The 19,378-nt window shown below is 73.0% G+C and carries 18 protein-coding genes; 7 read left to right on the top strand and 11 right to left on the bottom strand.

Annotation, left to right across the window (positions count from 1 at the left end):
* Window positions 1–18: 18 nt before the first annotated feature.
* Genes ACNQOV_RS12745 through ACNQOV_RS12725 form a run of 5 tightly spaced genes read right to left on the bottom strand, consistent with a single transcriptional unit; the run spans window position 19 to window position 5,327 of the window.
* Window positions 19–1,629, bottom strand: coding sequence for an N-acyl-D-amino-acid deacylase family protein (locus tag ACNQOV_RS12745; protein WP_416394859.1), 1,611 nt, complete (start codon window positions 1,627–1,629; stop codon window positions 19–21).
* On the bottom strand, window positions 1,626–2,288 hold the full coding sequence (locus ACNQOV_RS12740; protein ID WP_416394857.1) for a bifunctional 4-hydroxy-2-oxoglutarate aldolase/2-dehydro-3-deoxy-phosphogluconate aldolase: 663 nt from the start codon (window positions 2,286–2,288) through the stop codon (window positions 1,626–1,628). The genes ACNQOV_RS12745 and ACNQOV_RS12740 overlap by 4 nt, the downstream gene beginning before the upstream one ends.
* 17 nt (window positions 2,289–2,305) lie before the next feature.
* Window positions 2,306–3,283, bottom strand: coding sequence for a sugar kinase (locus ACNQOV_RS12735; RefSeq protein WP_022908271.1), 978 nt, complete (start codon window positions 3,281–3,283; stop codon window positions 2,306–2,308).
* The gene (locus ACNQOV_RS12730; protein ID WP_416394855.1) at window positions 3,280–4,122 is read right to left on the bottom strand and encodes an IclR family transcriptional regulator; all 843 of its coding nucleotides are present in this window, start codon (window positions 4,120–4,122) and stop codon (window positions 3,280–3,282) included. The genes ACNQOV_RS12735 and ACNQOV_RS12730 overlap by 4 nt, the downstream gene beginning before the upstream one ends.
* Complete coding sequence (locus ACNQOV_RS12725; RefSeq protein WP_416394853.1) at window positions 4,122–5,327, bottom strand: alanine racemase; 1,206 nt, start codon at window positions 5,325–5,327, stop codon at window positions 4,122–4,124. Before ACNQOV_RS12725 ends, ACNQOV_RS12730 begins: the two co-directional genes overlap by 1 nt.
* 156 nt (window positions 5,328–5,483) lie before the next feature.
* On the opposite strand from ACNQOV_RS12725, the gene ACNQOV_RS12720 reads away from it, so the two are divergent.
* Complete coding sequence (locus ACNQOV_RS12720) at window positions 5,484–6,890, top strand: MFS transporter (protein WP_022908268.1); 1,407 nt, start codon at window positions 5,484–5,486, stop codon at window positions 6,888–6,890.
* Between the two features lie 246 nt (window positions 6,891–7,136).
* On the top strand, window positions 7,137–7,913 hold the full coding sequence (locus ACNQOV_RS12715; protein ID WP_416394851.1) for an endonuclease/exonuclease/phosphatase family protein: 777 nt from the start codon (window positions 7,137–7,139) through the stop codon (window positions 7,911–7,913).
* Between the two features lie 214 nt (window positions 7,914–8,127).
* Here the strand turns inward: ACNQOV_RS12715 and ACNQOV_RS12710 are convergent, their stop codons facing one another.
* Genes ACNQOV_RS12710 through ACNQOV_RS12700 form a run of 3 tightly spaced genes read right to left on the bottom strand, consistent with a single transcriptional unit; the run spans window position 8,128 to window position 10,786 of the window.
* Window positions 8,128–8,799, bottom strand: a complete 672-nt coding sequence (locus ACNQOV_RS12710; RefSeq protein WP_416394849.1) for a methionine ABC transporter permease — start codon at window positions 8,797–8,799, stop codon at window positions 8,128–8,130.
* Window positions 8,796–9,836 (bottom strand): methionine ABC transporter ATP-binding protein, encoded by a 1,041-nt coding sequence (locus tag ACNQOV_RS12705; protein WP_416394847.1) that lies wholly within the window; start codon window positions 9,834–9,836, stop codon window positions 8,796–8,798. The genes ACNQOV_RS12710 and ACNQOV_RS12705 overlap by 4 nt, the downstream gene beginning before the upstream one ends.
* On the bottom strand, window positions 9,836–10,786 hold the full coding sequence (locus ACNQOV_RS12700; RefSeq protein ID WP_416394845.1) for a MetQ/NlpA family ABC transporter substrate-binding protein: 951 nt from the start codon (window positions 10,784–10,786) through the stop codon (window positions 9,836–9,838). The genes ACNQOV_RS12705 and ACNQOV_RS12700 overlap by 1 nt, the downstream gene beginning before the upstream one ends.
* 153 nt (window positions 10,787–10,939) lie before the next feature.
* On the opposite strand from ACNQOV_RS12700, the gene ACNQOV_RS12695 reads away from it, so the two are divergent.
* Window positions 10,940–11,431, top strand: a complete 492-nt coding sequence (locus tag ACNQOV_RS12695; RefSeq protein WP_416394843.1) for a 2'-5' RNA ligase family protein — start codon at window positions 10,940–10,942, stop codon at window positions 11,429–11,431.
* Window positions 11,432–11,489: 58 nt separating this feature from the next.
* On the opposite strand, the gene ACNQOV_RS12690 is transcribed toward ACNQOV_RS12695, so the two are convergent.
* The 3 genes from ACNQOV_RS12690 to ACNQOV_RS12680 form a co-directional block, all read right to left on the bottom strand.
* Complete coding sequence (locus ACNQOV_RS12690) at window positions 11,490–12,737, bottom strand: D-arabinono-1,4-lactone oxidase (protein WP_416394841.1); 1,248 nt, start codon at window positions 12,735–12,737, stop codon at window positions 11,490–11,492.
* A gap of 43 nt (window positions 12,738–12,780) precedes the next feature.
* The gene (locus tag ACNQOV_RS12685) at window positions 12,781–14,259 is read right to left on the bottom strand and encodes an MDR family MFS transporter (protein ID WP_416394839.1); all 1,479 of its coding nucleotides are present in this window, start codon (window positions 14,257–14,259) and stop codon (window positions 12,781–12,783) included.
* 181 nt (window positions 14,260–14,440) lie between these two features.
* On the bottom strand, window positions 14,441–14,722 hold the full coding sequence (locus ACNQOV_RS12680) for an acylphosphatase (protein WP_031263127.1): 282 nt from the start codon (window positions 14,720–14,722) through the stop codon (window positions 14,441–14,443).
* A 104-nt stretch (window positions 14,723–14,826) separates the two neighbouring features.
* Here ACNQOV_RS12680 and ACNQOV_RS12675 point away from each other — a divergent pair, with 104 nt between their 5' ends.
* From ACNQOV_RS12675 to nadC, 4 genes are read left to right on the top strand one after another with little or no spacing between them, the layout of a single operon-like run.
* A complete protein-coding gene (locus ACNQOV_RS12675; RefSeq protein WP_402269183.1) occupies window positions 14,827–15,525 on the top strand; it encodes an NUDIX hydrolase in 699 nt (232 codons plus the stop codon).
* 16 nt (window positions 15,526–15,541) lie between these two features.
* Window positions 15,542–16,813, top strand: a complete 1,272-nt coding sequence (gene nadA / locus ACNQOV_RS12670) for a quinolinate synthase NadA (RefSeq protein ID WP_416394836.1) — start codon at window positions 15,542–15,544, stop codon at window positions 16,811–16,813.
* Between the two features lie 57 nt (window positions 16,814–16,870).
* Window positions 16,871–18,490: an L-aspartate oxidase gene (gene nadB / locus ACNQOV_RS12665; protein ID WP_416394834.1), complete on the top strand. Its 1,620-nt coding sequence runs from the start codon at window positions 16,871–16,873 to the stop codon at window positions 18,488–18,490.
* Window positions 18,487–19,377, top strand: coding sequence for a carboxylating nicotinate-nucleotide diphosphorylase (nadC, locus tag ACNQOV_RS12660; protein WP_416394832.1), 891 nt, complete (start codon window positions 18,487–18,489; stop codon window positions 19,375–19,377). The genes nadB and nadC overlap by 4 nt, the downstream gene beginning before the upstream one ends.
* Window position 19,378: the final 1 nt, after the last annotated feature.

Below are 19,378 nucleotides of genomic sequence, written 5' to 3'. Positions count from 1 at the left end.
GGATCGCTGAGCGAAGCCTCATCGACCCCCGGCGCTCGCAGTCGCCGGACGGCTCCACGTCGTCCGACGGATGCCTGCACCGGGGGTCGCGTGCGTCAGGGCACCGGCGGTCAGCACGGGGACCCCGGCGACGAGGACGTCGTCGATGCCCTCGGCGAGCAGCATCGGCTCGGCGTACGAGGACCGTGCACGGACCCGCTCGGGATCGACGACGACGAGGTCGGCGATCCACCCGGGCGCGACGGCCCCGCGCAGCCCGAGGCCGAACCGCTCGGCGGGAACGGTCGACAGGTGCTGCTGGACGTCCCACCACGACAGCAGTCCGGGTCGGGCGTAGTCGCCGAGGTACCGCGCGAACGTGCCGTACGCCCGGGGGTGCGGGTACGTCCCCACGAAGATGCCGTCGGACCCGCCGGTGTGTCCGCCGGACCGGAACAGCTCCGCCAGCTGCTCGGGTGTCCGCGGGTGCGGGACGCGCATCACGACGGTGACCTGCAGGTCGGAGTCGACCAGCACGTCGAGCGCCAGGTCGACGGGGTCCGTTCCGGTGGCCGCCGCGGCGTCGGCGAGCGTGCGACCCTGCAGCGCGTGGAACTCAGGCGCAGGGACGTGCGACAGCGTGATCTGCTCGGCCCATCCCGGTCCGAGGTCCGCGCGCCCGAGGACCCGGTCGAGGACGGCGGCCCGGACCTCGGCACGACCGTCGTCCGCCGCGAGGGCTCTGGCGAGGTCGTCGGTGCCCGGCCGCGCGAGGCCCGCAGGCAGGAGCAGCATCGACAGGATGGTGCAGCCGCGCGAGTACGGGTACGCGTCGAACGACAGCGGCGCGCCGGCGGCCTCGGCCCGGGCGAGCTCGGCCAGGGCGAGGTCGACGGGGGCGTGCAGGTGGGAGACGTGGGCCGGCCCACCGCCGGCGCGCACGATCCGGACGATCTCCTGGATGCCGGCGCCGGCGTTCGCCTCGTAGCCGCCGCGCATGTGCGTGACGTAGACACCGTCGGCGGCGGCCGACTCGGCGGCGAGGGCGGCGATCTCCTCGGTGTCCGCGTGCAGTCCGGGGACGTAGTCGAGTCCGGTCGCGAGCCCCACCGCACCGTCCGCCATGCCCTGCCGGACGAGGGCGCGCATCGCATCGAGCTGCTCGGGGTCCGCCGGGGCGGGGTCGTCACCCATGACCTCGTGCCGGACGGTGCCGGCGGGCACCAGGGTCGCCACGTTCAGCGCGGTCGTGCCGTCGTACGTCGCCAGGAGTCCCGCGAGGCCGTCGCCGCGGTACGTCGGGTGGGAGCCGTCGATGGCCGCGAAGTACCGCGCGGCGTACGAGCCGTCGCCCGGTGCCGGTCCGACGCCGTCCTGCCCCGTGATGATGGTGGTGACGCCCTGTCGGAGGAGCGCGAGCTGGACGGTCTCGTCGAAAACGAGGGACCCCGCGTGCGAGTGCGCGTCGACGAGACCGGGCAGGACGAGGCGGCCGGTGCAGTCGACCACGGTGGCTTCGGCGTCGGCGGTGATCCGGCCGGCGTCCCCCCGCTCCGTGACCACCCCGTCGCGGACGAGGACGTCCGTCCGGTGCGCCGACCCGTCGGTGTCGACGACCGCGCCGCCGGTGAGCAGGACCTCGGTCGTCACCGGCCGAGTCCCGCGACGAGCTGCTCGGCGCGGGTGCGGAGGCCGTCGAGGTCGCCGGTCGTCAGGGCGTCCCCGACGAGCGGGGACCCGAGACCGACGGCGACCGCACCGGCCGCGAGGTAGTCGGACGCGTCGTCGACGCCGATGCCGCCCGTCGGGATGACGTCGACGAAGTCGAGCGGCGCGAGCACCTGCTTGAGGAAGGCGGGCCCGCCGAGCGGCGCGGCCGGGAACACCTTGACCGCGCGCGCTCCGAGTCGCCAGGCGCGGACGATCTCGGTCGGGGTCGCGGCCCCCGGGTACCAACCCAGCCCGCGCTCGTGTGCCCGCTCCCCGATGTCGGCGTCGAGGTGCGGGCTCACCGCGAAGACGGCACCCGCCGCAGCGGCTTCGTCGAGCTGGCTCGGTTCGAGCACGGTCCCGACGCCGATCGACGCCGCCGTGCCGTAGCGGTCGGCCGCCCAGGCGATGCCCTCGCGCCAACGGGGCGTGTTCGTGGTGAGCTCGATCGCCCGCACGCCGGCGTCGACGAGGGTCGCGATGACGTCCTCGACGTGGTCGCCGGTGCCACCCCGGAGGATCGCGATCGCGGGCCCGGCGGCGTGGCGGTGCCGGGCGCGGGGCTCGGTCGCCGGGTCGGTGCTGGTGGTGTTCGTCATGGTCTTCGTTCCTCGCCTCAGCGGTCGACGCGGTCGTGGACGGCGTGGTCGACGTCCGTGGGGGTGGTCGGGTCGTGCAGTGCTGCCGGGTCCGGGCGACGCCAGTCGCTCTCGATCGTGCAGGCGAGCGCTCCGGCGTCGGCGGCTCGGTCGAGCGCCTCGGTCGACGTGGCGCCACCGAGGGTCGCGGCGAGCCACCCCGCGACGAAGGCGTCCCCCGCGCCGACCGGGTCGACCACGCGCACCGGGGTCGCCGGGCGCCGGAGGAACACGCCGTCGACGGAGGCCACCGCTCCGCGCGAGCCGAGCTTCACGACCGCGCGGCCCCGGCCGAGGGCGGCGAGTTCGTGCGCGAGCGTCTCGTCGTCGCCCTCGTCGTCGGCGAGCCCGAGCACGAGCCGGGCTTCGTCGTCCCCGGCGAACACGATCGCGGACCGCTCGGCGACCGCTCGGTAGCGGGCACGGGCGGTCACGGCGTCGATGAGCTTCGGCCGGTGGTTCACGTCGAACGACACCGGCACCCCGGCGGCGTCGGCGCGGTCGAGTGCGGCCTCGACGGCGGAGCGGGCGTCGTCCGAGAGCGCGAGGGTGATGCCCGTGACGTGCACGAGCGCCGCACGTTCCACGACGCTGTCGGGCAGGTCGGTCGCCCGCAGTGCCGATCCCGCCGAGCCCCGGCGGTGGTAGGTCACCCGCGTCCGCCCGTCGGTCAGACGCTCCTTCATCATGATCCCCGTCGACCGGTCCGGGTCCGGCACGGCCACGACGTCGACGCCCTCGCTCCGGACGTCCCGGGCGACGCGGTCCCCGGCGGGGTCGGTGCCGACGCGGCCGATCCACGTCGTCGGGACGCCGGCGCGCACGAGGCCGATCGCGACGTTGCTCTCGGCGCCGCCGGTGTCGACCCGCATGTGGTCGAGGTCGGGGACCGCACCGGTGCCCGGGCCGGTCAGGAGCAGCATCGTCTCCCCGAAGGTCACCACGCGGCCGGTCACCGTGTCCCCTTCGCCAGGGCGAGCTGCGCCGAGGAGGAGCCGAGTGCGACCGAGATCTCGCGTGCGGTCCGGACGACGCCGTCACCCAGTTCGCGGACCGCGGCGGCGGGGAACCGGGACGCGAGTCCCGAGATGCTCATCGCGCCGACGACCTGGTTCGCGTGGTCGAGCACCGGCGCGGCGACGCAGCGGATGTCGGGTTCGTTCTCGCGGTCGTCGATGCCGTAGCCGCGGCCGTGCGTCCGGTCGATCTCGGCCCGCCAGCGGTCGTCGTCGACGATCGAGTGCTCGGTCATCGCGGTGGCCGGTTCCGCGAGCACCCGTTCGAGCAGCTCCGGCTCGCCGAACGCCACCATCGCCTTGCCGGAGGCCGTGTTCCGCATCGGCAGCCGGTTGCCGATGCGGGACCCCATCCGGACGGTGCCCCGCGTCTCGACCTTGTCGACGTAGACGATGTCGGTACCGTCCGGCACGACGAGGTGGCAGGTGAGCCCCGTGCGCTCGGCGGTGCGCCGGAGGAACGGTGCCGCGGCGGCGCGGAGGTCGATGCCCTCGAGGTAGCTCTGCCCGAGCAGCAGCGCGCCGAGTCCCAGCGTGAAGCCGGCGTCCGGGGTGCGGCGCAGCAGGTCGTTCTCGAGCATCGGCGCGGTCAGCCGCAGCACGGTCGACTTCGAGGTGCCGAGTTCGGCGGCGAGCACCGTCAGTGACACCGAGGGCTCCCCGTTGCGGGTGCGGTCGGCGATGCAGTCGAGCAGCCGCAGACCACGGCGGAGGGACAGGGCGGCGTTGCGGGCCGGCGCGTCGTCGCCGAGCGGCGCGACCGGGGTCGTGGCGCGCATCAGAACCACGTCTCGATCGTCTCGAGCACGGTCTCGTCGTCGTCGACGACGGTCACCCGGCGCCACTTGTCGAACACGGTGCACGGGTGGGAGACGCCGAACACGACGACGTCGCCGGGCGTCAGCCCGGGTGCCCCGTCCGCCAGCGCGAGGTAGCAGTGCTGGTCGTCGAGGCGGGTGACGGTGACCGCCCCGGGGGCCGGGGTGACGGGACGGACGCCAGCCGCGCCTCCTGGACGGACGGACCGGACCACCGGCAGCCCCTCGTCGAAGGAGATGTCCCGCTTGCCGACCGCGACCAGCGCGAGCCCGGGCTCGGGGCACGACGTCACCCGGCCCCAGACCTCGATCGCCGGGAGCAGCGAGCCCTCGTCCGGGTGCCGGTGGAACGGGGTGCGTTCGGCGTAGAAGCCGTCGTCGTGGGTCAGCGACGCACCGGAGCGGAGCACGACGTCCAGGTCGTCCGGGCGGTCCGCGACCGCGTCCACCACGCCGTCGAACCAGGCGCTGCCGCCCATGCTGAGCAGCGCACGCGGAGCGTCGACCAGCGGGCGAACGGCCGCAGCGATGTCGAGCACGCCGTCGACGTAGGCGCGGGCGGCGTCCACGTCCGGCAGGCCGCCCTCGTACCCGGCGACCCCGCGCAGCGTCAGTCCGACCTCGTGCACGTACTGCGCGAGGTCGCGTGCCTGTCCTGCGGTGCGGACCCCGGTACGACCCCCGGGGAACCCGACCTCGACCACGACGTGCAGCTCGCCGTCGACCGCGTCCTGCGCGGCGCGACCGGCGTCGACGCCGGCGGGGGAGTCGACCCAGCAGAGGACGTCGGCGGCGGGGTCCTCGGCGCGGCGGGAGGCGAGCCAGGCGAGCCCGGCGGGGTCGAGGACCTCGTTCGCGACGAGGATCCGGTGGAACCCGTGCTCCCACGCGACCATCGCCTGCTGGACCGACGCGACCGTGACACCCCAGGCGCCGGCGGCGACCTGGCGGGCGGCGAGGGCCGGTGCCATGTGCGTCTTCATGTGCGGCGCGAAGGACAGGCCGTGGCGCTCGACGTACGCCTGCATCACCCGGGTGTTGTTCGCCAGGGCCGACTCGCGGAGCGTCATCACCGGCAGGTGCGCGTGGTCGAGGACGTGCCGGTCCGTCGGGGCGGCCGGGTCGGGAGCGCCCTTCGTGGTGACGGTGCCGGGTGTGGTCGTCATCGATCCTCCTGTGCGTCTGCGGTGCCTCCACGCTCCCGGGTGCCGGGTGTGGGTGGCAACGCGCTCGTCCTGCTCATTCTGCGTTGCAGAACGCCTGTCCGTCAGGGCCGTCCGAGCACGTCGGAGAAACCGATCGGGCATAGCCTTTGACGTGCCATGACGACGACGACGATGACGACACGACGACGGGGGAGCACGGCCGTGGCCGTGCTCGTCGCCGGGACCTTCTTCATGGAGCTCCTGGACGGCACGATCCTCGCGACCGCCGCGCCGGCGATGGGACGGGACCTCGGTGTCGACTCCGCCGCCGTCGGCGTCGCGATCACGGCGTACCTCGTCACCCTCGCGGTGTTCATCCCGGTGAGCGGCTGGTTGACCGACCGGATCGGCTCGCGGACGGTGTTCGCCGGGGCGATCGTCCTGTTCACCGTGGCCTCGGGCCTGTGCGCCCTCTCCACCGGACTCGTCGACCTGACGATCTGGCGCATCGTGCAGGGACTCGGCGGTGCGCTCATGGTCCCCGTCGGACGGCTCGTCGTCCTGCGGAGCGCCGGCCGCGAACAGCTCGTGACGGCCATCGCGATCCTGACCTGGCCCGCCCTCGCCGCGCCGATCATCGCGCCGTTCGTGGGCGGGGTGCTCGTCGACACCCTGACGTGGCACTGGATCTTCCTCATCAACATCCCGCTCGGGGTCGTCGCGTTCGTCGCCGCACTCGTGCTCGTCCCGCAGGAGCGGGCGTCCGAGCGCGTCCCGTTCGACTGGCTCGGGTCGTTGCTCGCCTGCTTCGGGCTCGGCTCGCTCGTCGTGATGGCGTCCCTGCTCGCCCTCGACCGCGTGCCGGTGCTCGCGGTCGTCGTGTCGGGCGTCGTCGGGGCGGCGTGCTGCTGGCTAGCGGTCCGGCACTTCCGCCGGGCGCCGCACCCGATCATGGGGCTCGACTCGTTCCGGCTCGAGACCTTCCGGGTGTCGCACGCCGGTGGCAGCCTGTTCCGCCTGGCCGTCTCCGCCGTGCCGTTCGTCCTCCCGCTGCTGTTCCAGGACGCCTGGGGGTGGAGCGCCGTGCTCGCCGGGTCCGCCGTGCTCTGGGTCTTCGTCGGGAACCTCGGCATCAAGCCCATGACGACGCCGTTCCTCCGCTGGTTCGGGTACCGGCCGGTCATCGTCGTGTCGAGCGCGGTGGCGGCGCTGAGCGTCGTCGCGATGGTGTTCATGACCGAGGACACCCCGTTCTGGCTCCTCGCGGCGCTGCTCGTCGTGAGCGGCGCGGCGCGGTCGGTCGGCTTCACGGCCTACAACACCATCGCGTTCGCCGACGTCGAGCAGGCGGACATGACCCCGGCGAACACGCTCTCGTCGACGCTGCAGCAGACCGCCGCCGGGTTCGGGGTCGCCGTCGGTGCCGTGGTCATCCGGGCCGCGTCGGGCCTCGGCGGGTCCGGGCCGTACGACGCCGCGTTCTGGGTCATCGCCGCGCTGCTCGCCGTGGCCTGCCTCGAGGGCGTGGTGATGAGCCGGACGGCCGGCGAGACCGTCCGACCCGCTCGCCGGGTGCGGGTCTGACGGCCGGGACCCGCGCATCCGGCGTCGACCGGCGAGCCGAGGAGCCGAGGAGCCGACGAGCCGACGAGCCGACGAGCCGACGAGCCGACGAGCCGACGAGCCGACGAGCCGACGACGCATCGTCCGTTTTCCCCGCGGTCACACGCACGAAACCGAGGCCGCGCTACAGTCTCAGCAACAGTCCGCGATGGCCGAGTACGGTTGCCGCGGCAGGGCGCCCCGAACCGCCCGGAACAGGAAGGCAGCATGGCCGCGCCAGAGCAGCAGGGAACGATCACCGCCGAGACGGCAGTGGAACCGACCGGGTTGCGCGTCGTCAGCTACAACCTCCGCGAGCACACCGCCAACGGCGAACTCGCCTCCCTGGCCGAGGCGTCCCAGGCCGACGTCATCTGCGTTCAGGAGTGCGACAGCAACGACCTCGCCCCGTCGATCGCCGGGCTCTCCCTCGCCGCGTCGACCAAGGCGAACCGGCTCGGTCTCGCGATCTACAAGCGCGACGACCGGTTCGAGGTCGAGGACTTCAGCATCCACTCCCTGCAGAAGTCGCTGCACGACCGGGTCCTCGCACCCGCGCACGAGCGGCTCATCGCGATGCACCTGCGCGACAAGGAGGTCGACGCCGAGGTCATCGTCGCGTCCTTCCACGCCTCGCCCCTGACGGCGACGAACTCCCTGCGCCGCAAGCAGATCGAGGCCGCGCACCAGTTCGTCCGCGACCTGTCGAACGACGCTCCGGCGATCATGGTCGGCGACTTCAACTACCCGTGGTTCCAGACGAACCTGCGCCGGAAGATCGAGCAGCACGGATTCGCGCTGTCCCTCTCGGACCAGCCGACGTACCTGCGCTACCGCAAGTTCACGGGACACTTCGACTTCGCCACGAGCGTCGGGCTGCACATCGCCGGCGTCGAGACCCTGCCCGCGGGCATCTCCGACCACCGGCCGATCCTCGTGCGTGCGCACTACGAGCACCCGGGCGCGACCGGCACCGTCGCGACCGTGGAGTCCCCGGCCGCCTGACCCGGTCGTCACCGCGCCGCGCGCGGGGGGCCGAGGTCGCACAACACGCCCTGCGTGGGGTGCCGAGGTCGCACGAACGGCCGCGCGCGCGACGCGGAGGGGACAGAACGTGCGACCTCGGCCGGCGTCCACGACGAACGCACGCACAGGACGCGCCGGGGCCGCCCCCCCCCCCCCCCCTCCAGGCGGTCGCCTCCCGGGCGCCCTGCGCGCGTCAGCGGCGCAGCGTCGCCCGCGCCAGCCGGTTGCCGATGAACTGGCCGAGCTGGACGATGACGACGATCGCCGCCACCGACACGTACACGATCCACCAGTTGTACCGCTGCGACCCGTACGTGATCGCGTACTCGCCGAGACCACCCCCGCCGATCAACGCACCCTGCGCCGTCATGTCGACGATGCCGATGTAGATGAACGTGTAGCCGAGGATGAGCGGGCCGAGCCCCTCGGGGATGAGCACCGTCAGCAGGATCGACAGCGGGTGCGCACCGGAGGCCCTCGCCGCCTCGACGACGCCGGGGTCGACCGCGAGCAGGTTCTGCTCGACGATCCGGGAAACCGCGAACGACGCCGCGAGCGAGATCGCGAACGTCACCGCGGGGACGCCGATCGTGGTCTGCACGACGACCCGGGACAGCGGCGCGATCGCGGCGAGGAAGATGACGAACGGGATCGGACGGACGAGGTTCACGACCACGTTGAGGATCGTGTACGCCGTCCGGCTGCCGAGCAGGTTGCCCGGACGGGTGGCGTACAGGGCGAGCCCGAGCGCCAGGCCGATGACGCCCGCGATGACGAGCGACACCAGGGACATCACGATCGTGTCGCGGATCGACGCGACGAAGACGTCGAACGTGTCGATCACGCTCTGGAACGAGTTGTTCACGCCGCGCCCTCCTCGTCGGTGGTGATGCCCGCGGAGCGCAGGGCTGCGACGGCCTCGTCGACCGCACCAGGACCGGCCGCGCTCAACTCGTAGGTCAGCGACCCGATCCGGCGCTCCCGGATCTCCCCGACCCCGCCGTAGACGAGCTCGGCGGTCACACCGGCGGACCGGAAGACCTGGTCGATGCGGTTCTGCAGTCCGGCCTCGTCGGTGATCTGCACCGTGACGAGCCGACCGGGGTGACGCTCGCGCAGCCGCGTGATCGTCTCGGCGGAGGGCCGGTCGTGCAGGGCGGTGCGGACGAACCGCTGGGCCGCTCCGGTCTGCGGGTCCGCGAACACGTCGTACACGTCACCGACCTCGACGACGCGACCCTGCTCCATGACGGCGACCCGGTCGGCGATCTGCCGGACGGCGTCCATCTCGTGCGTGATGACGATGATGGTGACGCCGAGCTCCCGGTTCACCCGGCGGAGCAGTCCGAGCACCTCGGACGTGGTCTCGGGGTCGAGCGCGCTGGTCGCCTCGTCGGCGAGCAGCAGGTCGGGGGAGGCCGCGAGCGCCCGGGCGATGCCGACGCGCTGCTTCTGTCCGCCGGAGAGCTGCTCGGGGTAGGCGTACGCGCGGTCGAGGAGCCCGACGAAGTCGAGGAGCTCGGCGACTCGACGGTTCCGCTCCTCCTTCGCGACACCCGCGACCTTGAGCGGGTAGGCGACGTTGCCGGCGATGGTGCGGGACCGGAACAGGTTGAACTGCTGGAAGATCATGCCGATCTTCCGGCGGGCCTGTCGGCGGTCACGCTCCGGCAGGGCGGTGAGCTCCTGCCCGGCGACCGTGACGGAGCCCGACGACGGCAGTTCGAGCGCGTTCACCAGCCGGACCAACGTGGACTTGCCGGCACCGGAGTACCCGATGACGCCGAGGACCTCTCCCTGGTGCACGTCCAGGGAGACGTCCTCGACGGCCACCACGGTCTCGCCGGTGTCGGCGCGGCGGTAGTGCTTCGAGACGCCGCGGAGTTCGACGAGGACCGTCACTACTGCTTGGCCGCCTTCGCGTCCTGCTCGACCTTCGCGAGCTCGGCCTGCAGGCTCGCGGCGCTCTCGTCGCGGCTGACGGCCTCGGGCAGGTCCTTCTTGAAGACCTTCTGCACCGACTCGTCCTGGAAGAGCTTCGCGAGGTCGAGGTAGGTCTGGTTGTCCTTGTCGGCGTTCCGCACCGCGAAGACGTTGACGTACGGCGCCGCACTCGCGCTCGACGGGTCGTCCTGGTAGATCGCGTCGGAGATCGGCAGGCCGGCGGCGGTGGCGTAGTTGTTGTTCACCACGGCGGCCGCGACCGAGCCCTGCTGCAGGGCGTTCGCGGTCTGCGAGGCGTTCAGCGGCTGGACGTCGACCTTCGACGACTCGATGTCGGTGGTCGTCGAGAAGGGCGAGCCGCCGTCCTTCAGGGTGACGAGCTTCGCGGACTGCAGGATGAGGAGCGCCCGCGCCTGGTTGATCGCGTCGTCCGGGATCGCGACCTTGGCGTCCGCCGGCAGCGCGGCGACGTCGTCGTACTTCGTCGCGTAGAGCGGCAGCGGGTAGACGGCCGTCGAGCCGATCGGCTGCAGGTCGTCGTCCGAGGTGACGTTGTAGTCGGCGAGGTACTGGATGTGCTGGAACTGGTTGATGTCCAGCTGCTCGTCCTTCAGCGCCGGGTTCGGCAGCGAGTAGTCCGAGAAGTTCGTCAGCTTGACCGTCACGTTGAGCTTCGACTTCGCGAGCTTCGTGTAGGTGTCCCAGTACGAGAGCGACTTGTCCGCGACGCCGATCGTGACGGTCTTCGGCGATCCACCGGCCGCGGCGCCGCTGTCGGAGCCACCGGAGCGGACGGCCCCGACGATGAGGGCGACGACGATCGCGACGACGACCACCGCGGCGGCGACGATCCAGCCGATCGGGCGCTTGCCCTTCGGCTTCTCGGGGAGTGCGGGTGCTGCGGACATGGCGGGGCTCCTCGTGGGCGGTGCTGGCGGTGCTGTGGGGACGCCGCGGTGGTCCGCGGCGTGCAGTCGAGTGTGACGGGCCGGTCGGGCGGGTGCGAGTTGCGTTCCGCCGTGTTACATCCGTGTCACACGGCTCGCTGGTTCACTCGGAGGGTGCGCAGCCTCGAACTCGTCCTCGGACCGTCGTCGGACGCCGCCGTGCGTGCGGCGTGGCAGGCGCTCGTCGACGCGGACCTGCCGAGCCTCGGTCGCTCGGACACGAACAGCCCGCACGTGACGCTGGCCGCCGGCGACGAACTGGCGGTCCCCGACGCGTTCGACGTGCCGGTGCCGTCGCGGCTCCGCCTCGGTGGGGTCCTGCTCTTCCCCGCAGGCACGGGCCGGAGCGTGCTCGCGCGGGCGGTCGTCGTCGATGGTGCGCTCGCCGCCTTCCACGAGGCCGTCCACCGGGCCGCTCCCGGCGCCGCGGGCACCACCGCACCCGGCGCCTGGTCGCCGCACCTGACGTTCGCGCGGCGCGTCCGGGACGGCGACGTCGCGGCCGCGGTCGCCGCCCTCCGCGACGCGCCGCTGCCGGAGGAGCTGGTGATCGGTGGGGTCCGGCACTGGGACGGCGCGTCCAGGACCGTCACGCCGATCGGGTGAGGTGGCGACGCGCCCGCGGACCGCGGACCGCGGACGGCGGACGGCCTGGAGGCGCGGGTCAGGTCCCCAGGATCCGCTCGCCGAACGCGGACGCGAACGTCCGGTCGGGGTCCGCGGCCCGGACGAGGTCGCGGAAGTCCGGCAGGCGCGGGTACACCGGCGCGATCGCGGCGCCGTCGAGCGAGCTCATCTTCCCCCAGTGCGGGCGGCCGTCGAACGGTGCGAGCAGCGCCTCGAGGTCGGGCAGCAGTCGGGCGACCTCGGCGGGGTGCTTCTGCCAGGTGAACGCGATGCAGAGCACGTCCTCGCCCTGGGTCGGGCTGAGCCAGAACGGGTCCGCCGCCATCGTGCGGATCTCGCACACGTGCAGGTGCGGCTGGATGCGGTCGGCCATGGTCCGGACGGCATCGAGTGCGGCGCCGGCGTGCCGGAGCGGGACGAAGTGCTCGCTCTGCACCTCGGAGCCGTGGCTCGGCACGGAGTCGATCGGGAAGTGCGGCAGCCGGTCCCACCACGGCCCGACCGAGCCGTCCCGGGCGGTGTGGTGCCCGTCGCCGGGCGAACCGGGCAGCCGGGGCGCGCCGAACAGGTCGTCCGGGACGGCCACGTCGTCCTCGCCGTCGGGGACGCGGGACTTCAGCAGCACCTCGGTCACCGCGTCGCCGAACACCGTGTACGAGCAGACCGACGTCGCGGCGGCGTGGACCTCGGCGACGTGGGCCGTGAAGGTGTCCCAGGGGATCGGGCCGTAGGTGTCCTGGCGCATCCGGTACGTCGGCTGGACGTCGAGGGTGACGCGGGTGAGGACACCGAGCAGGCCGAGGTGGAGCACGGCGCCGTCGAACGTCGGGTCGTCGCGGTCGATCGTCCGTGCCGCGCCGTCGGGTCCGAGCACCTCGAACGACCGGACCGCGGTGCTGAGCGAGCCGAGGGCGGTGCCGGACCCGTGGGTGCCGGTCGCGATCGCGCCGGCGATCGAGATGTGTGGGAGCGACCCCGTGTTGTGCAGGGCGAACCCGGCGCGGTCGATCTCGGGCGCGACGACGCCGTAGCGCGTCCCGGCACCCATCGTGACCGTCCGCCTCCCCGCGTCGACCTCGAGGTCGACCGGGATGCCGGTGAGGTCGAGCAGCACACCGGGCGCGTCCGGCGCGTCGTTGAACGAGTGCCGGGTGCCGAGACCGTGCACCCGGGGGGAGCGGGCGACGATCTCGGCGGCCTCGTCGATCGACGACGGACGGAGGACCCGTTCGGCCGTGTAGGTGACCGTGCCGGACCAGTTCAGCTCGCTCGTCGTCGACCGCATGTCGCCCACGATGCCACGCGCCGCCTGGCGGAGGCGGGAACCGTCAGTGCATCGACGGTGCCGGGGCGCCGTCCGGGGTGGCCGGTCGCCGCACGAGGGAGCACATCGCGATCCCGAAGAGCGAGATCACCGCGCCGACGAGGAACGCCGTCCGGACGCCGGACGCCGTCGCCTCGGCGAGGCCGGCGGCGCCGCTGCCCGCCGCGGCACCCGAGGCGCCGATGGTGAGCAGGGTGACGAACAGGGCCGTCCCGGCCGCTCCGGCGAGCTGCTGCGCCGTGCCGAGGACCGCGCTGCCGTGCGAGTAGAGCTTCGGGGGCAGGCCGCCGAGCGCCGCGGTGAACAGCGGCGTGAAGGTGAGCGCGAGCCCGATGCTCAGGACGACGTGGGCGCCGAGGACGAACCACACGCTGGTGTCCACGCCCACCGTCGAGAGCCCCCAGAGGACGGCGCTGACGATGATCGCGCCCGGGATGAGGAGCACCCGCGGGCCGCGGCGGTCGTAGATGCGCCCGACGACCGGGGACAGCAGCCCCATGATGAGCCCGCCGGGCAGCAGGAGCAGGCCGACGTTCAGCACGTCGAGCCCGAGGACCCGCTCGAGGTAGATCGGCAGCAGGATCAGGGTGCCGAACATCGCCATGAAGCTGAGGCCCATCGCGACGATCGGGATCGTGAAACCCTTCGTCCGGAACGTGCGGAGGTCGAGCAGTGCCCGGTCCGCGCGCTGCAGGCGGGTCTGCCGGACGACGAACCGGGCGAGGGCGACGGCACCGACCACGAGCGACGCGACCGGCACGAGCGGACCGGTCGAGCCGGCCTCGCCGATGCTCGACAGGCCGTAGACGATCCCGCCGAACGCGAAGGCGGACAGCACGACCGAGAGCACGTCGAGCGGCGCCTTCCGGGGCGTCGAGACGTTGCGGACCTTGACCATGCCGAGCACCAGCGCGGCGAGCGCGATCGGCAGCACGAAGCCGAAGAGCCACCGCCACGAGAAGGCGTTGAGGATGAGGCCCGAGATCGTCGGGCCGATCGCCGGGGCGACGGAGATGACGATCGAGATGTTGCCCATCACGCGGCCGCGGTGCGCGGGCTCGATGAGCGTGAGCACCGTCGTCATGAGCAGCGGCATCATGATCGCGGTGCCGCTGGCCTGCACGATGCGGCCGAGGAGCAGCATCGAGAAGCCCGGCGCGAGCAGCGCGATCAGGGTGCCGGCGGAGAACAGGCTCATCGCCCAGACGAACACCGGCCGGGTGTTGAAGCGCTGCAGCAGGAACCCGGTGATCGGGATGACGACCGCCATCGTGAGCAGGAACCCGGTGGTGAGCCACTGCCCGGTCGCGGCGCTGATGTCGAGGTCGTCCATGAGCCGCGGCAGGGCGACGCCCATGATCGTCTCGTTGAGGATCACGACGAACGCCGAGACCAGCAGCAGCCCGATCACGAGTCGGGTCTCGCCGGCGGAGGGCTGCGCGACGCTCCCGGTGCGGGGTGCGGAATCGACGGCCTGGGTCATGCGGGGCTCCTGGTGGATCACGACTGGTGGGACGAGGGGGCGCGACGAGCGCAGACAGGGCAACCGCCTGAGTGGATTCGATTATTCCGCTTCCGTCCGACATCCGCGCCGCCGGGCGCGCGCCGTGGTCCCGCTCCGACGCGCGGCGGTCCCGCTCCCACGCGCCGCGGTCCCGCGAGGATCAGTGCAGGATCGCGAAGCCCTCCACGTCGCCGTGCGGCACCACCGGGCGGCAGGACACGTCGGTCACCTCGGCGGACGGCGGCCCGGTCCGGATGAACGTCATCAGCGCGTCGACCGCGGGCGCCGGCCCTTCCGCCTCGACCTCGACCGTGCCGTCGAACAGGTTCCGGGCGTACCCGGCGAGTTCGAGTCCGTCGGCCTTCCGCGCGGTCCAGTACCGGAAACCGACCCCCTGGACCGTCCCCGACACGACGGCGTGCATCCTCGTCACCGTAGTCATGCGGCTCAATGTAGGCGCGCGGTCCGACCAGGAGTTTTCGTGGCTGTTTCCGTCTCGTGAAACCCGGTGATAGTGTCATCGCAACCCGAACACTTCGAGTCATCATGACACTATCTGCCGAGCTCCCCATCCGCGTCGCGGTCTCGACCGTGATCGTCGCGCTGCGCCCGCACCCGGACACCGGCGCCCCGGCGCTCTGGATGCCGCTCGTGCGCCGGGTGGCCGAGCCGTACGAGGGATCATGGGCGCTCCCCGGCGGGTGGGTCCGGCCGGACGAGGGGCTCGAGGACTCCGCCGCCGCCCGCCTCCGCGAGACCACGAACGTCCAGCCGCGCTACCTCGAGCAGCTCTACGCCTTCGGCGACGTCGACCGCTCACCGAGCCGCGTCGTGTCGATCGTCTACTGGGCCCTCGTCCACCCGGACGAGGCGAGCACGGTGCCGGACGACTGGAACGTGCGGTGGTTCCTCGCCGACGAGCACCCGCCGCTCGCGTTCGACCACGACCGCATCGCCGAGTACGCGCTCTGGCGCCTCCGCAACAAGATGTCGTACTCCCGGATCGCGCAGGCGTTCCTGGGGGACCGGTTCACCCTCGCCGAGCTCCGCGGGGTGTACGAGGCGGTGCTCGGGCGTGCGCTCGACCCCGCGAACTTCCGTCGTCAGGTCGAGAAGACCGACGCGATCCTGCCGACGGACGAGACCACGAGCGGGGGTCGGCACCGTCCGGCTCGGCTGTACCGCTCGAACCCCGACCTGGCCTACGCGGACAACGGCCCGCTGCAGCAGGGCAAGAAGCCGTAGAACCGAAGGAACGCCCGTGTCCATCGCCACCACCATCGAACTGATCTCCAACGGTCAGGCCGCCGGCAGCACCTGCACGCCCGACCTCGCGATGCCGACGTGGGACTTCGACGCCCGACCCGGGTACGGACCCGGGTCGTCGATGTCCGACGTCATCCCGACCTCCGCGCCCCGGCAGGGCGTCATCCCGGACGAGTACCGGAACGCGCCGGTCGACGAGCTGCACGAGCGCATCGAGCGCGCGAAGGCGACCCTCGGCGACCGGGTCGTGGTGCTCGGGCACTTCTACCAGCGCGACGAGGTCGTGCGGCACGCGGACTTCCTCGGTGACTCGTTCCAGCTCGCGAACGCCGCGCTGACGAAGCCCGACGCCGAGGCCATCGTGTTCTGCGGCGTGCACTTCATGGCCGAGACGGCGGACATCCTCGCCCGCGACGACCAGCGCGTGATCCTGCCGAACCTCGCCGCGGGCTGCTCGATGGCGGACATGGCCGACATCGACAGCGTCGAGGCGGCCTGGGCGGAACTCGAGCAGGTCTACGGCACCGAGCCCGATGCCGACGGCCGGGTGCCGGTCATCCCCGTCACGTACATGAACTCCGCCGCGGACCTCAAGGCGTTCTGCGGGCGGCACGGCGGGATCGTGTGCACCTCGTCGAACGCGGCCACCGTGCTCGAGTGGGCGTTCGAGCGCGGGCAGCGCGTCCTGTTCTTCCCCGACCAGCACCTCGGCCGGAACACCGCCAAGGCGATGGGCATCAGCACCGACCTGATGCCGATGTGGAACCCCCGGAAGCCCCTCGGCGGCAACGACGCCCAGACCCTGCAGGACGCCAGGGTCGTGCTGTGGCACGGCTTCTGCTCGGTGCACCGCCGCTTCACCGTCGACCAGATCGACCAGGCACGCCGCGAGCACCCGGGCGTCCAGGTGATCGTGCACCCCGAGTGCCCGATGGCCGTCGTCGACGCCGCCGACCACGCCGGCAGCACCGACCTCATCCGGAAGACCGTCGCCGCCGCCACCGAGCCGACCACCTTCGCGATCGGCACCGAGATCAACATGGTGAACCGGCTCGCCGCCGAGTACCCGCAGCACACGATCTTCTGCCTCGACCCGGTCGTCTGCCCCTGCTCGACGATGTACCGGATCCACCCGGGCTACCTGGCGTGGGTGCTCGAGGCGCTCGTCGACGGCGAGGTCCTCAACGAGATCGTCGTGCCGGCTGACGTCCAGGCCGACGCCAAGGTCGCCCTCGAGCGCATGCTCGCCGCGAAGCCGCGAGCCTGAACCCCGAGCCTGAACCCCGAGCCTGAACCCCGAGCCTGGAGAACCGAGGAAGCACCCGTGCACGTCGTCATCGTCGGCTCCGGCATCGCCGGACTCACCGCAGCGATCCGTGCGAGCGCCCGCCACGACGTCACCCTGGTGACGAAGGGGACGCTCGCCGACGGGGCGACGGCGTACGCCCAGGGCGGTGTCGCGGTGGCGCTCGGCGCCGACGACTCCGCCGCGCTCCACATCGCCGACACGCACGTGGCCGCCGCGGGCAGCGCCGACGTCCGAGCGGTCGAGGTGCTCTGCACGGACGGTCCCGCGCGGGTGCGGGATCTGCTCGCCCTCGGGGTGCCGTTCGACCGCACCGCTGACCCGGCGAGCCTCGACAAGTACGGCGACGACCTCGCCCGCGGGCGCGAGGCCGCGCACGGTCGGTGGCGCGTCGTGCACGCCGACGGCGACGCGACCGGCGCGGCCATCGAGGCGACCCTCGTCGGCGCCCTGCACCGCCGACACGTCACGATCCTCGAACGGACCTGCCTCGCCGACCTCGTCGTCCGCGACGGCGCGGTCGTCGGGGTCGACGTCCTCGACCTGCTCGGCGAACCGCGGCGGATCGACGCCGACGCCGTCGTGCTCGCCTCCGGCGGCGCCGGGCACCTCTACCGCGAGACGACGAACCCGCTCGTCGCGACGGGCGACGGGCAGGCGGCCGCCTGGCGTGCCGGTGCGGTCCTGGCCGACCTGGAGTTCGTGCAGTTCCACCCGACCCGGCTCGCGGTCGCGGGCGGCGGGCTCGTGTCCGAGGCGGTCCGCGGCGAGGGCGCCGTGCTCCGCGATGCCCGCGGGCGCCGCTTCATGGCGGACGTCCACCCCGACGCCGAGCTCGCCCCCCGCGACGTCGTCGCCCGGGGCATCGCGGCCGCCCTCCGGGAGCAGGGCGGCGAGCCCGTGCTCCTCGACGCGACCGGCCTCGACCCCGCGTTCCTCGTCCGACGCTTCCCCGGGCTCACCCGCGCCACCCGGTCGGCCGGGTTCGACTGGACCCGCGAGGGCGTCCCGGTCGCCCCCGCCGCCCACTACGCGATGGGCGGGATCGTCACCGACGCCGAGGGACGGACGAGCCTGCCGGGCCTGTTCGCGATCGGCGAGGTCGCCTGCACGGGTGTCCACGGCGCGAACCGTCTCGCCTCGAACTCCCTGCTCGAGGGCCTCGTCTTCGCGGTCCGCGCAGCGGACGCGCTCGCCGTCCCGCGACCCGACCGACTCCGCCTCCGCGGCGACGCGACGCTCCCCGTCACCAGCGTGACCGGTGCGGTCGAGGCGAGCCGCGCCTCCCGTCCGACCCGGCCAGGAGGCGCGGCTCGTCCGACCGACGGCACCGCCCTCCGGCAGGCGGTGCAGTCCGTCATGACGGACCGGGTGGGGCTCCTCCGCGACGCGACCGGTCTCGCGAGCGCGCGAGCGGACCTGGCCGCCCTCGTCGCCCCGGCACCGACCGGCGTCCGTGACCTCGAGGACCGAGCGCTCCTCGACCTCGCCCGCATCACCACCGTCGCCGCCGAGGCCCGGACCGAGTCCCGCGGCGCCCACGCCCGCACCGACCACCCCGACACCGACCCCGCAGCCCCCGCGTCCCGCGCTTGGGTCGCCCAGCACGCAGCCGTCCCGCAGGAGGTACCCGCATGACCGTCGACCCCGGCACGATCCCGCCGCACGCCCTCCGGCGCGTCATCGACACCGCGCTCGAGGAGGACGCCCCCTGGGGTGACGTCACGAGCGAGACGCTCATCCCGGCGGACGCCACCGCGACGGCGACCCTCACCGCGCGGGAGCCCGGCGTCCTGAGCGGCGGTGACGTGTTCGTCCAGGTCATGCACGCCGTCGACCCCACGATCGACGCGGTGCTGCACGCGCCGGACGGCAGCCGCTTCGCCGCCGGGGACGTCCTCGCGACGGTGACCGGGCCCGCGCGGTCGGTCCTCCGGGCCGAGCGCGTCGCGCTGAACCTCGCGCAGCGGATGTCCGGCATCGCGACCGCGACGGCGACCTTCGTGGCGGCGGTCGCCGGCACTCGCGCCCGGATCGTGGACACCCGGAAGACCACGCCGGGCCTGCGGGCGCTCGAGCGCTACGCCGTACGGTGCGGCGGCGGCCACAACCACCGGACGTCGCTGTCCGACGCGGTGCTCGCGAAGGACAACCACCTCGCGGTGCTGCTCGCCGGCGGCATCGGCATCCAGGACGCGATCGCCACGGCGCGCGAACGGCTCGGCCACACCGTCCACCTCGAGGTCGAGGTGGACCGGATCGACCAGATCGAACCCGTCGTCGCGGCCGGCGTCGACACGATCATGCTCGACAACTTCACGACCGACCAGCTCCGGGACGGGATCGCCGTCGTCGCCGGGCGCGCCCTCGTCGAGGCCTCCGGCGGGGTCTCCCTCGACACGGTCGCCGCCATCGCCGCCACCGGGGTCGACGTCATCTCGGTGGGCGCGCTCACCCACTCGGCACGCGCGCTCGACCTCGGCCTCGACATCGACGTGTCCGTCGCCGCGACCGCCGGCGTCTGAG

Origin of the sequence: Curtobacterium sp. LFS084, from assembly GCF_047977705.1 — a bacterium.
Lineage (GTDB): Bacteria > Actinomycetota > Actinomycetes > Actinomycetales > Microbacteriaceae > Curtobacterium.
This window is presented reverse-complemented; position numbering and strand designations above follow the sequence as displayed.

Coding starts and splice junctions, on each gene's coding strand:
- ACNQOV_RS12740 (WP_416394857.1), bottom strand. CDS start 2,288: ATGACGAACACCACCAGCACCGACCCGGCGACCGAGCCCCGCGCCCGG.
- ACNQOV_RS12730 (WP_416394855.1), bottom strand. CDS start 4,122: ATGCGCGCCACGACCCCGGTCGCGCCGCTCGGCGACGACGCGCCGGCC.
- ACNQOV_RS12725 (WP_416394853.1), bottom strand. CDS start 5,327: ATGACGACCACACCCGGCACCGTCACCACGAAGGGCGCTCCCGACCCG.
- ACNQOV_RS12720 (WP_022908268.1), top strand. CDS start 5,484: ATGACGACGACGACGATGACGACACGACGACGGGGGAGCACGGCCGTG.
- ACNQOV_RS12715 (WP_416394851.1), top strand. CDS start 7,137: ATGGCCGCGCCAGAGCAGCAGGGAACGATCACCGCCGAGACGGCAGTG.
- ACNQOV_RS12700 (WP_416394845.1), bottom strand. CDS start 10,786: ATGTCCGCAGCACCCGCACTCCCCGAGAAGCCGAAGGGCAAGCGCCCG.
- ACNQOV_RS12690 (WP_416394841.1), bottom strand. CDS start 12,737: ATGCGGTCGACGACGAGCGAGCTGAACTGGTCCGGCACGGTCACCTAC.
- ACNQOV_RS12685 (WP_416394839.1), bottom strand. CDS start 14,259: ATGACCCAGGCCGTCGATTCCGCACCCCGCACCGGGAGCGTCGCGCAG.
- ACNQOV_RS12680 (WP_031263127.1), bottom strand. CDS start 14,722: ATGACTACGGTGACGAGGATGCACGCCGTCGTGTCGGGGACGGTCCAG.
- ACNQOV_RS12675 (WP_402269183.1), top strand. CDS start 14,827: ATGACACTATCTGCCGAGCTCCCCATCCGCGTCGCGGTCTCGACCGTG.
- nadC (WP_416394832.1), top strand. CDS start 18,487: ATGACCGTCGACCCCGGCACGATCCCGCCGCACGCCCTCCGGCGCGTC.